General features: G+C 50.2%; 8 protein-coding genes. 6 read left to right on the top strand and 2 right to left on the bottom strand.

What is annotated here, in order from left to right:
• Window positions 1–4 precede the first annotated feature (4 nt).
• Window positions 5–1,243 (bottom strand): type II toxin-antitoxin system HipA family toxin, encoded by a 1,239-nt coding sequence (locus ACW17M_RS00530; RefSeq protein ID WP_457546720.1) that lies wholly within the window; start codon window positions 1,241–1,243, stop codon window positions 5–7.
• 2 nt (window positions 1,244–1,245) lie between these two features.
• Window positions 1,246–1,611: a helix-turn-helix domain-containing protein gene (locus tag ACW17M_RS00535; protein WP_457546721.1), complete on the bottom strand. Its 366-nt coding sequence runs from the start codon at window positions 1,609–1,611 to the stop codon at window positions 1,246–1,248.
• Window positions 1,612–1,849: 238 nt separating this feature from the next.
• Between ACW17M_RS00535 and ACW17M_RS00540 the strand changes: the two genes are divergently transcribed.
• The 6 genes from ACW17M_RS00540 (at window position 1,850) to ACW17M_RS00565 (ending at window position 13,039) form a co-directional block, all read left to right on the top strand.
• Window positions 1,850–4,729: an SNF2-related protein gene (locus ACW17M_RS00540; protein WP_457546722.1), complete on the top strand. Its 2,880-nt coding sequence runs from the start codon at window positions 1,850–1,852 to the stop codon at window positions 4,727–4,729.
• A 161-nt stretch (window positions 4,730–4,890) separates the two neighbouring features.
• Window positions 4,891–8,241 (top strand): site-specific DNA-methyltransferase, encoded by a 3,351-nt coding sequence (locus ACW17M_RS00545; RefSeq protein WP_457546723.1) that lies wholly within the window; start codon window positions 4,891–4,893, stop codon window positions 8,239–8,241.
• Window positions 8,228–8,821, top strand: a complete 594-nt coding sequence (locus ACW17M_RS00550; protein WP_457546724.1) for a hypothetical protein — start codon at window positions 8,228–8,230, stop codon at window positions 8,819–8,821. The genes ACW17M_RS00545 and ACW17M_RS00550 overlap by 14 nt, the downstream gene beginning before the upstream one ends.
• Entirely contained in the window at window positions 8,818–9,012 is a 195-nt protein-coding gene (locus ACW17M_RS00555; RefSeq protein ID WP_179914907.1) for a hypothetical protein, read from the top strand. The genes ACW17M_RS00550 and ACW17M_RS00555 overlap by 4 nt, the downstream gene beginning before the upstream one ends.
• On the top strand, window positions 9,012–12,368 hold the full coding sequence (locus ACW17M_RS00560) for a DEAD/DEAH box helicase family protein (RefSeq protein ID WP_457546725.1): 3,357 nt from the start codon (window positions 9,012–9,014) through the stop codon (window positions 12,366–12,368). Before ACW17M_RS00555 ends, ACW17M_RS00560 begins: the two co-directional genes overlap by 1 nt.
• 95 nt (window positions 12,369–12,463) lie before the next feature.
• Entirely contained in the window at window positions 12,464–13,039 is a 576-nt protein-coding gene (locus ACW17M_RS00565; protein ID WP_457546726.1) for a histidine phosphatase family protein, read from the top strand.
• Window positions 13,040–13,052: the final 13 nt, after the last annotated feature.

Here is a 13,052-nt window from a genome sequence, read left to right on the forward strand (position 1 = left end):
AGTTTCACATAATTGCGGATGCGATTAGCTGCTGCTCTTGCCGATGGATGCCTATTTCATCGGTATAGTGGCGCCACTGGCGCGTCACCCTCTGGAGTTGTTCAAGAATTAGCCGTGCCTCACTTAGTGACAGCTGAAAATAGGGTGAAACATCCAGCGCTAAATCCAAATCCAGCGCATTGGAGTACTCATCAATATTTAGATGCAGCCCTGCCGCCCCCAGCGAGATATTGATATCGTAGGCGGGCGATAGTCGCCAGCCGCTATTATTTTCCGCTAACAAGAAGCCATGGTTGCGCAGATGATCATCAGCGTTTGAGACAAGTATGTTGAACACCATTCTGCGCCAAAGCTGGTGAAGATCCTGCTGAGTATGGGCTCCTTGCTCGATAAGAAACTGGGCTAGCTCAAGATAGCTCGCGCCTGCATCACCATCGTAATAACCTAGCTGAGTCATCGCTGAACTAAAGTGCCGGCGTAAGCTGCCAACACGGTCAAAGCGTTGGGTTAGAAAGGTATGGTGAGTGCTATTGAACCGCTGAAGTCGGCAAGGCGCCATTTCAACGCCCGCATCCACTGCCATGCGATAAAGCAAATATTCCCATGCGCCTATATCATAATCGTCATACCGGCTGGGAAATTTTGCCAGCCAAAGATCATCGCCATCCATGACACAGGCTTTTGGCCTCGCCCCTCCCAATGATGAGCCGGGTGAAATCAGCATATTCAGCCAATTTAGATAATCGGGGCTATCCAAATCAGGCTGTAGCTCTATTTGGCTGACTGCATACTCCAATTCTCTCAGGCTGGATAATGGCGGCGCAGCCAGCTGCTGATTGTTATCAAGAAAAGGGCCGTCTTCTTGTAACTTAAAACGCAGCCCGCCCATGCGGAACGTATCGTGTACACCGAGGAGATAGTCGGATTCGTTGAGTTTTACTAAACGCCTACCCTCTTGCCTAGCCACAACCGCTTCACGCCGCTGCATGAGCAGGCGCCCCCATCTATCGGGGCAAGAATCAAGGAACACCCGGAAGTTGCGCGCGTCATTATTGAACTGATCCCCCGAAAACAGCTGCAACTCAGGGTCAATCTGCACCGCAAGCGGAGAGTCGAGCCATGTCTTTGCGTAGGCGAAGCGGTAGACTTCGCTGCCCCGAACAAGGTCGACTTCTAGCCTCCCAACTAGCTCAGTTGGCTGCGTAGCAAGCCAATCAGCATAGACCCATATCGATTTACTCATGATCAACGCCTGCCTTCGGTTGTAGGGCGATAAACCACAGAGCTAGCGTGTTTCGACTTAATAGTGGCCTTATTAGACGTTTTTAGCAGCTCGATATCTTGCAGCTTGCGCCCAAACTCATCGTCTAATGCTACGTTCGCTAAATCGCTAGCAAGCCCAAGTGACGATAACACCACTAGGTAATGGCCCATTGAGACGCTAGGCTCGCCACGCAGAATATTGCGCAGCGTCGGCATAGAGAGCCCCGTGCGCTCTGATAGCTGGGTTTGGGTGATTTTACGGCGCTTCATGGCAAGCAAGATGTTCTCGCCCAGCGCTTTTAACACCCTGAGATCCTTGGGGAACACAACCGCTGAACGGGATGGCATAAAGCTATACCTTCATTTTAAAGTTAATTATGAAAGTATAGTTTCATAATGTGCAAGTGTCACGATGCTTTTCGGCGCGATAGCGCAACTTACAGTCGTGCTGGAAAGTTTCGGTAGTCTCGGTGATGCCCTCACTTTCGAGCATAGCAAGTTTATGATGCGCGGTGCCCAGCCTTGCACATTATGTTGCGGCAAGGGAAAGTAAGAGCTGTCTTATTGCAACGGGTAGGGGAATAGGGTGACGACTGAGAACATCACGAACTACCATGCCAAGTACTTTGCTTATGAGCTAACTCGCCAGCGGCGAGGTGGTGATGTCGATAGATTGGCAACATCTCTATTTGATGCTTCCGTCGACCTTAATCCCCATCAAATTGATGCTGCCCTCTTTGCGTTACAAAACCCGTTATCAAAAGGCGTTTTACTGGCGGATGAAGTGGGTCTTGGTAAAACCATTGAGGCAGCCCTGGTTATATGCCAGTACTGGGCAGAGCGTCGGCGTCGTTTAATAGTGATTGCGCCAGCCGCGCTACGAAAACAGTGGGCGAATGAACTATCCGAGAAGTTCCACCTGCCTACCCAGGTGCTTGATGCTCGTACCTACAAGCAGCAGCGTGACCAAGGGATATACGATCCTTTAGATCAAGATGTCATCAGTGTGATGTCATACCATTTTGCTGCCAAAATGGAGCCCCAGCTGCGCACCATACCGTGGGATCTCGTCGTCATTGACGAAGCTCACAAACTGCGCAATGCCCACCGTGAAAGTCATCGCACCGGACAGGCTATTAAGCGAACGTTTGCAGGTTGCCGTAAGCTGTTACTCACGGCGACCCCGCTTCAAAACTCATTGATTGAGCTATATGGCCTATCGACCGTAATTGATGAACAGCTGTTCGGGGATGCAATCAGTTTTCGACGTCAATTCATGCGTAATGGTAACGACATTGAGGGGCTGCGCCGTCGCCTTGACGAGTTTGCCAAGCGTACTCTAAGGCGTCAGGTATTAGAGTACGTCCAGTATACTCACCGGAAGGCACTAACGATTCCATTTACACCCTCACCTGATGAGCAGCGGCTCTATCACTTGGTATCAGGTTATCTGGCACGCGAAGACAGCTATGGCGTGCCATCCCGCCAGCGTCACTTGGTCTCGCTGGTCATTCGAAAATTGCTAGCATCATCCACCACCGCCATTATCCAGACCCTAGAAACACTAAAGGAGCGTTTAGAATCGCTCCACAATCAGCATCAAGTTGAGCAAGACTGGCTTGCAACGTTGCTAGCCGATGAATCACTTGATGAAGAGCTGTTGGAATCAGCCGATACCGACGAGGTTGGAGAAGTTAATGCGCAGTATTTGATAGAGCAGGAGATCAATCCAACCCGGTTACAGGGCGAAATCGCTGAAATAGAGCAGTATCTGAGCTTGGCTAAAGGCATCCATGAAGATGCTAAATCCCATGCGTTAGTTACCGCCCTTGAAACGGGTTTCGCCCGTATGGATGAGATGGGAGCACCACGCAAAGCGGTGATTTTCACCGAATCGCGGCGTACGCTTGAGTATTTAAGTCGCTTCCTCGAACGCCATGGCTTTGCTGATCAAGTAGTCACTTTTAGCGGCACCAACAACAGCCTGGGGATAACGGGAATTTACCAGCGTTGGCTAACTGAGCATTCAGGCAGCGATCACATTACAGGCAGCCCTGCTATCGACCGGCGCTCTGCCATCATTGACCATTTCCGTGATAGTGCGCAGATTTTAGTGGCGACTGAGGCTGCCGCCGAAGGGGTCAACCTCCAATTCTGTAATCTAGTGGTCAACTACGATCTTCCCTGGAATCCTCAGCGGGTAGAACAACGTATTGGTCGCTGCCACCGTTACGGGCAACAGTTTGATGTGGTGGTCGTTAACTTCTTAAATCAGCGTAATGAGGCTGATAAACGCGTTTTAGAGCTATTAAGCGAGAAGTTTCAGCTGTTCGATGGATTGTTCGGCGCTTCCGATGACATTCTTGGCCGATTGGAATCCGGGGTGGACATCGAGAAACGCATTGCTGAAATCTATGCTACCTGCCGCACACCTGATGCTATTGAGGCGGCCTTTGTAGCGCTACGTGAGAAATTAGAGGCCGATATTGATGTCCGCATGCGTGAGACCGAGAGCAAGTTACTTGAGCACTTCGACGAGCAGATTCACGATTTGTTACGAATCCAACGCGACAAAGCTGAGGCTCAGCTTGATCGCACCGGTAAACTTTTTTGGAAACTTACCCGGCACAGCTTAGCCAATCAGGCCGTCTTCAGTGACCGTCACCTAACCTTTCAGCTAAAAGAATCGCCACTAAGTAGTGTACCAACGGGTGAATACTGGTTGATTCGCAAAGAGAAGGGCATTAAGCCACCTGAACATGCCCACATCTATCGGCTCACCCATCCACTGGGTGAGCATGTATTGGATCATGGGCGCCGCCAGGAGACACCTACGGTTACGCTTCGCTTTCAGCTGGCAGATCACCCTCTTCGCATATCCGTACTTGAACAACTGTCGGCCCAAAGCGGCTGGTTGGAGCTAAACCTGCTTGAACTCGATAGCTTCCAACATGAAGAGCACTTGGTATTCACTGGCCTCGCCGACGATGGCACACGTCTTGATCAAGAAGCATGTGAACGGCTGTTCAATATTTCAGCTTTGGTGGAGAAGCAAGCGCCTGAACCTCCAGCAGATTTGGCTCCGCTGGCTAAAAGACAGTTGGATGCCACCCTTAGTCGCGTTCTAGAAGAGAACCACGGCTATTTTCAGCGCGAACGTGACAAACTAGAGGCTTGGGCCGAAGACCAAGTTACCTCCAGCGAGGCACAACTGGAAGATACGCGGGCTAAGATCAAAGACGCCAAGCGGCGTTCGCGGATCGCCGAGTCCTTGGAAGAGCAAAAAGCCGCCCAAGAGGTGCTTAAGTCGTTTGAACGACAACAGCGGCGGGATCGACAGTTAATTTTCGATGTGCAAGATGAGATTGAAGAGAAACGCGACGCGCTCATTGATGCTCTGGAGCGACAGATGCATCGTAAAAGCCAGACCCACCGGCTGTTCCGGGTTCGCTGGGAACTGGCGTAAACGCTAACCACCATCGCATGACGTAAGCCGCGAGGGTCGGTATCATCTGTGCAACTTAATATTGAGGGCTGAACAGCATGTTCAGCCCCGTTTGTGCGTAATTTACTGTTGCAAAAGGCTGTTTCAAAACGTCTTGCGCACGTAGCTAATGGGAAAGATCAATGGCTGTAGCAATTGCCGAGACTCACAAGGAACGCTTTATCAAGCTGCTGCATGAGCTGTTCCAGCTTGATAAGCCAGAGTTGGATTTCGGGCTGTACCGCATCATGCATGCCAAAAGCGACCAGCTCTCCCGCTTTATTCGTGAAGACCTAGCGCAAGCGATTGAAGATGCCTTCGCCGAGCAGGGCGAGCAGCAACTGTCAGCCATGAGTAATGACATTGAGCAGAAGCGTAAACAAGCTGAAGAATTAGGTGCTCCAGACCCGGATAGCGCCCCTGCCGTGAAGCAGGCAAGGGCGGCTTACCATGTGGCCAAGCAAGAGCAGAGTGCCTCGGTAGATATCTACGACCATCTCTACCGCTTCTTTTCACGCTACTACGATAAAGGCGATTTTATGAGCCGCCGCCACCATGTGGCGGAGAATGACAGCCGTGCGGCCCCTTACGCCGTGCCCTACGATGGCCGTGAGGTTTATCTCCACTGGGCCAACAAAGATCAGTACTACGTAAAATCTTCCGAAACCTTAGCCAATTTTACCTTCAACCTAAACGAAGCGTTAAAGACGCTGCAAGGCTCCGCGGCCCAAGCAGGGTTGGCATTTGATTCGACAGACGCTGCCCTCAAAGTACACTGCCGCGTGGTGGATGCTACCGAAGGTGAACACAACGATGTAAAAGAGAGCACCGAACGCTTCTTTATCATCCATCACGATGAACCTATTCGCTTGGATGGCGCCGATCTCGTGCTGCAGTTTGAATACCGACCGGATCCCGAAAAGACCGGGAAGAGTGGCACCTGGCAAAAGAGGCGGTTGGTCGAAGCAGAAGAGAGCATCATGGAGGCGCTGCGTGCCACCGATGGTGTCGTCGCCTACCGTGAAAACTTGGCCACCCGTGCGCCCACTGACAAGCAGAAAGAACGCACATTGCTGGGCAAGTACTTGCAGCAGTACACGGCCCGCAACACCATGGATTATTTTATCCACAAAGACCTGGGCGGCTTCCTCTCCCGCGAGCTGGATTTCTATATTAAAAATGAAGTTCTGCGGCTGGATGATATCGACGATGCGGATGTGCTCATCGTTGAGCAACAGCTTAAAAAGATCCAAGTGCTGCGTCAGTTGGCTAAGAAAGTTATTACCTTTCTGGCGCAGCTTGAAAATTTTCAGAAAAAGCTTTGGTTGAAGAAGAAGTTTGTTAAAGATGCTAATTACTGCATTAGTTTAAATCAGCTTGATAAAAATGATGCCCTTCTTGGTTATATTTTAAAGAATAGTGCCCAGAGAAAGCTGTGGTCTGAACTTTACTCAGTAGATCTAAGTGAAATAGATCTCTTGTTAAGTGAAGATGGGCCCTCTGGTATTTTGTCTAAAAATAAATTTAAATTCATGATGGTAGATACTGGAGTTTTTGAAAAGGAAGTTAAAGATGAAATAGTTTCTTGCTATGGCGAAGCTATATCTGGCTTAGATGGAGTGCTAATAAAGTCGGATAATTTTCAAGCGGTTAGACTGGCAAAATATACCTTTGAAAAAGAAGTGTCTGTTTGCTATATAGATCCACCGTATAATACAGGTGATGATGGTTTTGTATATAAAGACAACTATAAGGATTCAAGTTGGTTGTCTATGCTTTACGATAGAGTTTCATCAAGCATTAAGCTTATGGCAGATGATTCGTTTTTTGTCGTAAGTTTTGATGATGTTGAAATACAAAACTTTGGCTTTCTTGCAGACGATATTTTTGGCGCGCACAATAGGCTTGCTAGATTGGTTTGGGATAGAAATAGGAAAAATGATGCAAAGTATTTTTCCGTAGGCCATGAATATATGGCTGTGTACTGCTTAAATAAAGATAATTTAGATAAGTCTGGGAGAAAGCTCAGAGAGTTGAAGGTAGGAGTGGATGAAGCTAAAGCTGAATTTTATAAAATAAAAAAGCGTCATGGGAAATGTATAGAAGATATCCGAAACGAATGGAAGGATTATGTTTCTACTATTAAAGACCCTGAAGTTAAAGGAGTGTTAGCAAAATATCCAAAAACATCCGATAGAGGTCCTTATAGAGACGATGGAAATATAAATTGGCCGGGTGGTAATGGTCCCAGGTATGAGGTCTTGCATCCGGAGACAGGTTTCCCAGTGAAAATCCCCAAAAGTGGTTGGCGATATTCGAAGCCTGAGACCTTTTGGAATAAATACAATCGTGGTGAGATTTTCTTTGGGCGTGACGAAAATACAGTTCCAGGAGTTGTTTATTATCTGTTTGAAAATTCAAAACAGGTGATGGGTAGTGTTTTTTGGAGTTACGCACAAAATACAAATAATGAGTTTGAATCCATAATGGGAGGACGCCCATTCGATAATCCAAAAGATGCTAAAGATATCGGTAGAGTGCTTTCGTATTTTGAAAAGGAGGGATGGGTTCTTGATTATTTTGCAGGCTCAGGAACTACTGGAGTTTCGTCAATAAATAAGAAAAGAGATGGAAGTAGTTTTCTAAGATATTTTTTAGTTGAAATGGGAGGTTATTTTGATCAGGTTTTAAAGCCTAGGCTTATCAGAGCTGCATATTCAAAAAAGTGGAAAAATGGCCGCCCATGTGTTGATGATAGTTTAGAGCTAAACGGTGTGTCCCAAGGGTTTAAGTACCTTAGTCTTGAAAGCTACGACGACACGCTCAACAATTTAGAGCTGGATGAAGACCCTAAACGCGATGCGCTAATGGAAAAGCATCCAGAGCTGCGCCATGACTACACGCTTAAATACCTACTGGATGTGGAAACTCGCGGCTCGGCCAGCCTGCTGAACACCGAGTGGTTCCGCGATCCTGAAAATTACATGCTGAAAGTGAAGCAGCCCGGTAGCGATGAAAGCCGTAAAACCGTGGTGGATCTGGTTGAGACCTTTAATTGGTTAATAGGTCTGCACGTTTCACATTTGGATAAACCACGCACCTACGTGGCCCGCTTTGAACGCGAGACCGACCCCGAGCTGCCGGAAGATCAAAACACGCGCCTGAAGGCTGTAAGCCTGCGAGAAAATGAAGATGGCGCGTACTGGATTCGCCAAGTAGAAGGCCACGTGCGCCGTATTCCGGGCAGTGACGAGGACTTGGCTAAAGTGTTGGTGGTATGGCGCAAGCTAACGGACGATGCGGAAAAAGATGCCGCTGTGCTAGAGGCGCTGCTCGAAAAATATAAGATCGGCACCACGGATAGCGAGTTCGACACCATCTATATCAATGGCCCCCACGGCCTGAATTTGTCGGGCCGTGCCCGTGATCGTGTTCATAGCCTGGAAGAAACCTTCCATGCCCGCATGTGGGAAGGGTGTGATGATGACCTCTAAACCTGCCATGCCAACGTGTTGGATCGTTGCTGGCCCCAATGGGGCTGGCAAGACCACCTTTGCCCTGCATTATTTGCCGCAGGTGGCTAAGTGTGCCCGTTTTATCAACGCTGACTTAATCGCCGCCGGGCTGTCGCCTTTAGCGCCTGAGCGTGAGCTGCTCTCTGCCAGCCGTATTTTTCTCAAGGAAATCGAGGACGCCATTATCGAAGGCGAAGACTTCGCCTTCGAGACAACGCTCTCAGGGCGGGGGTATCTCAGCCTCATAAAACGCCTGATAGGCGAGGGTTGGCGGGTCGAGCTCGTCTATTTGGCGCTGCCTTCGCCCGAGATGTCGCGTCTGCGTGTGGCTGAGCGTGTCTCTCACGGCGGGCACAATATCCCATTGAAAGATATCCAGCGTCGCTTTCCCCGCAGTCTTAACAACCTGTTGGTGCTCTACGCGCCAAGCGTTACCCGTGCACGCTGTTTTATGAACGCGGGAGGAGCCCCAGCGCCGGTTTTTGAGCAAGTGGGTGCGGAGCACCAGGTGCTTGATGAGCGTTACTACACTTTACTCCTAAAGGAGTCTCAGCCATGACTCAGTTGACCCCCGATACTCACGAGATGCTAGAAAGCTTGCGCTCGGCTGTTGCTGAAACGCTCGAGCGTAAACGCCGCCTTGGTCAGTATGCCGTGGTCTGGGAGAACGATAGGCCAGTCCTCATAGGTGATGATGCGCCTACCCAACAGAGTGATGAGCAGAATCGACAGGATCGGGAGTCGCATTAATGGCAGGTAAGCCACGCCAAGCGAAAATCAGAGTACTCAGTGCCAAGAATGACTTTCTCAAAAAACTGGTGCTCAACCAGTGGGTGATGACGCGCTTTGGTATCGACCCGCTTGAGCAGTACCGTGACAAGGGCAGCCAAGTGCGCCCAGTCACGCTGCTGAATAAAAACCTCAAAGAGAGTCAGCCTGGGCTGACCGCGGATCGGCATCATCACTATCTACACGCATTGCTGGGTGGCTATCAGTCCAGCTGGCAATACAGCGAAGAAGATTTAAAGCGCTTTGATGCCAATATCGTCGAACACACCGATGCGCTCAATCAGCAGCGTGAGGTGGAAGTCGAGTGGAAGTATTTCCAGTGGTTAACGCTGCTATTCGTGGAAATTTACCTATTCGAATATTTCCGTGATCGAGAGGCGCTGAAAGAGGGCCTTAACGCCCAGGTAGATAGATTTAACGCTTTTTGGCAAGGGCAGGGGTACCAGACCGGCATTGGCCGGTACCAGGATGAAGACCTTAATAAGCTCTGCCTGCAAAATGCCACTGGTTCCGGTAAAACGCTGCTGATGCACACTAACGTGCGTCAGTTTCGCCACTATGCCCGTCAACACCAACGCATTGGCGACTACGGCCAAATAATCTTGATCACGCCCAATGAACGCCTCAGCGACCAACATTTGCTTGAGTGCCGAGAATCTAGCTTAGAGGCGGAGCGTCTTAGTCAGGACGGAGGAGACCTGTTCAGCGGTGAGCGCAAGTCACTCAGCCGCGTCGCGATTAGTGAGATTACCAAGCTTGGGGCTGAGCAAGGCAAAAAGAAAATGGCCGTCGACAGCTTTGGTGACGGCAATTTGCTGCTGGTTGACGAAGGGCATCGTGGGTTGGGCTCTGCCAGTGAGGAGAAAGGCTGGCTTTCGCATCGTAACAAGCTGGCGGGTCGTGGCTTCACCTTTGAATACTCGGCAACCTTTAAAGAAGCGGTAGTAGCCGCTGGGGATAATGGGGTTGAGGAGTCTTACGCCAAGAATATTCTTTTCGATTATGGGTACCGCTATTTCTATGAAGATGGCTACGGCAAGGATTATCGTATCTTCAATTTGCCCGAGAAGGAAACTCGGCAGCGTTACACCTACCTGACAGCGGCGCTATTGGCTTTTTACCAGCAGCAGCGATATTTCCGCGAAGAGCACCGAGAGCTAAGCCAGTGGAACCTTGCCGCGCCACTCTGGGTGTTCGTGGGTGCCAGCGTGGTAAAAGACGATGGCAGTAAAGAGAGCGCCAAAAATTACAATGAGCGTGCCTCCGATATCGCTCAGGTTCTGGAATTCCTCGCTTGGTTTTTGGGCGAGAAAGAGCAAGCAAAGCAGGCGCTCAGTGCCGTTTACCAAGGTGATGCCGCAAGTGCAGGTCTGATTGATAAGCAGGGCAATGAAATTTTCTCTGGCAGCTTTCCTTGGCTTAAAGAGCAACAGCTAACCGTAGAAGCTCTCTATCGGGATATTCTTACGCTTACTTTTCACGCAGCAGGAGGCGGTACGCTCAATGTTGACCGGATTACCGGTGATTCAGGCGAGCTGCTGCTAAAGGTTGGTGAGGCTGAAAAGCCCTTTGGTCTGATTAATGTGGGCGACGCCTTGGGCTTGGCCGAGCATCTGGAAAGCCACGATATCAAGCACCTACAGGTTCGTAAGTCTGAGTTGGCTAACCCTATTTTTGCTGAGGTTACTCGTGAGAGCTCGCCCGTCAATCTACTGATCGGCTCCAAGAAGTTTGTTGAAGGATGGAATTGCTGGCGGGTTTCCAGCATGGGGCTGATGAATACCGGTAAGAAAGAGGGCTCGCAGATTATTCAGCTCTTCGGCCGTGGGGTACGCCTAAAGGGGCGTGACATGAGCCTGATGCGCTCAAGCCGACTTGATCCGATTCTTGCGCCAAAATATCTCTACTTGCTGGAAACGCTGAATGTGTTTGGCGTTGGTGCCGACTTTATGGCCACCTTCCGTGACTTTCTGGAAGACGAAGGTTTACCGGGAAACGATAACCCGGAAGTGCATACCCTCAAGCTCAATGTTATGGAAGACGTGGGTAAATCATTGAAGATGCTACGGCCTAAAGTGCGTCAGGATACCCGGCAGGCTTATAGCTTTCATCGTGATGGCCCATTGGTGCGTTTTGGGCATCCAGTTATTAGCGGTGACTTTCAAAACCCGCTGGGCCTGACACCGGATATCGTTCTAAAGGAGCGCCGGGTTGAGCTAGATCGATATCCCAGGGTGGATAGCATTCAAGCATCGGGTGTGAAAGAAGTCATGGCTAAGCCTGGCTTGGCGAAGCAACAGGCACGCTATTTCGATGATGACCGGTTGATGTTCGTCGATATGGCCGCGCTGACACGTGACCTGGAGCGTTATCGCCGTGCCCGGGGTTACGCTAACTTGTTAATCGACGCTGAGCGTTTCCCAGAGTTACTGAAAAGCCAGATTTGGTACAGCTTGTTAGTACCCGATGACCAATGGAAACTCCATGCAGATAACTTTCAACGTTATCAGAGTATGGCGTTAGAGCTGCTATCGCTGCTGTTAGATCGTATCTTCAACTTTCACCGCCGTGCTTACTTAGAGCCACGTATGGAGCTGGTAGCACTTGAGGAAGCGAACGGTAATTTGCCGGCCACTAATGAGTATCAGTTAGTGGTGGATGGCAGTGAGTCGGCGCTGATCGACGATATCAAGCAAATGAAGGCGGCGATTGAACAGCAGCAAAAAGCGACCTATCGTTCATCCAAAGCAAACGGTGTTAGCGCCGTACAAATTGGCGCGCATCTCTACAATCCGTTGCTACATCTTGGCAAAGATAGCCGGATCCGTGTTGAGCCGGTTGCTCTCAATGACAGTGAATTCCGTTTTGTGGAAGATCTCAAAGCATGGCTTGAGAGAAACCAGCAGGCCATTGCTGAGCGGGGAGAGCAGGTGTATCTGCTCAGGAACTTGGTAAAGCAGGGTATAGGATTTTTTGAAGCAGGCGGCTTTTACCCTGATTTCATACTTTGGCATGTTAATCAGGATAGGCAGCGTATTGTCTTCGTTGACCCTCACGGTGTACGGCATACTGGGCCCAAAGATGAAAAGATTGAGTTCTCTGAACGCATCAAGGATGTCCAACGGCGGCTGAAGAATGAGCACGTGGAGCTTGAAAGCGTTATCTTGGCGCCGTCCAGTACGACAAGCGCGTGGGTTAACAGTCATTGGGGAATGACGGCAGAAGAGCTACGTGCCAAGCATGTGCTGTTCATGTCTGATTCGGACTATCTGGATAGACTTATGCAAATGGTCACTGCCCCGGCAGTTCCCAGTTAGTTGCGCTGCCCCTGCTCAGTGCCATTCGAGACGCACTGCGTCTCGAAAGAAAAAATTGGCTTGTGTTTGTACTGGCCGATAGCAAAGGACACCCCATGCCCACCCTACGCCACATCACCTTAACCCTACTGCTCGCTGTGCTGAGCATCCTGCCCATCAGCACCCAGGCAAACGAAACAACCTGGCAAGCACTGCAAGAAGGCAGCTTGGTAATTCTAATGCGCCACTCCCTAGCCCCAGGTATTGGCGACCCGCCGGGTTTTGAGCGGGGCCGCTGCGAGACTCAGCGCAACCTTTCTGCGGGTGGCCGTGCTCAGGCGGAAGCCGTTGGTCGTACCTTTCGCGAGCGGAATATTCCCATTGCGGCGGTATATTCGTCGCGTTGGTGCCGGTCGTTGGATACCGCTGAACTGATGGCGCTGGGGCCTGTAGAGCCTACAACCTGGTTAGACTCCTTCTTTCGCGGGCGCGGTGATCAAGCGCAAATCACCCAAACCGCCCAGCAGCAGATCGCCGCATGGAAAGGGCCGGGCAATTTGCTGCTGGTTACCCATCAGGTGAATATCACCGCGTTGGTTGGTAGCGGCGTAGGCTCTGGCGAGATGATTGTGGTGCGTCCCACGGATAATTCGTTTCAAGTAGTGGGGCGGTTAAACGTTAGCGGTGACTAATTCGCTTCTTAAC

This window comes from Vreelandella sp. 2A-K22 (genome assembly GCF_054065485.1).

What these genes read in the sequence shown, in the direction of transcription:
- ACW17M_RS00560 (WP_457546725.1), top strand. Translation starts at nt 9,012, where the DNA reads ATGGCAGGTAAGCCACGCCAAGCGAAAATCAGAGTACTCAGTGCCAAG.
- ACW17M_RS00545 (WP_457546723.1), top strand. Translation starts at nt 4,891, where the DNA reads ATGGCTGTAGCAATTGCCGAGACTCACAAGGAACGCTTTATCAAGCTG.
- ACW17M_RS00535 (WP_457546721.1), bottom strand. Translation starts at nt 1,611, where the DNA reads ATGCCATCCCGTTCAGCGGTTGTGTTCCCCAAGGATCTCAGGGTGTTA.
- ACW17M_RS00530 (WP_457546720.1), bottom strand. Translation starts at nt 1,243, where the DNA reads ATGAGTAAATCGATATGGGTCTATGCTGATTGGCTTGCTACGCAGCCA.
- ACW17M_RS00555 (WP_179914907.1), top strand. Translation starts at nt 8,818, where the DNA reads ATGACTCAGTTGACCCCCGATACTCACGAGATGCTAGAAAGCTTGCGC.
- ACW17M_RS00550 (WP_457546724.1), top strand. Translation starts at nt 8,228, where the DNA reads ATGATGACCTCTAAACCTGCCATGCCAACGTGTTGGATCGTTGCTGGC.
- ACW17M_RS00565 (WP_457546726.1), top strand. Translation starts at nt 12,464, where the DNA reads ATGCCCACCCTACGCCACATCACCTTAACCCTACTGCTCGCTGTGCTG.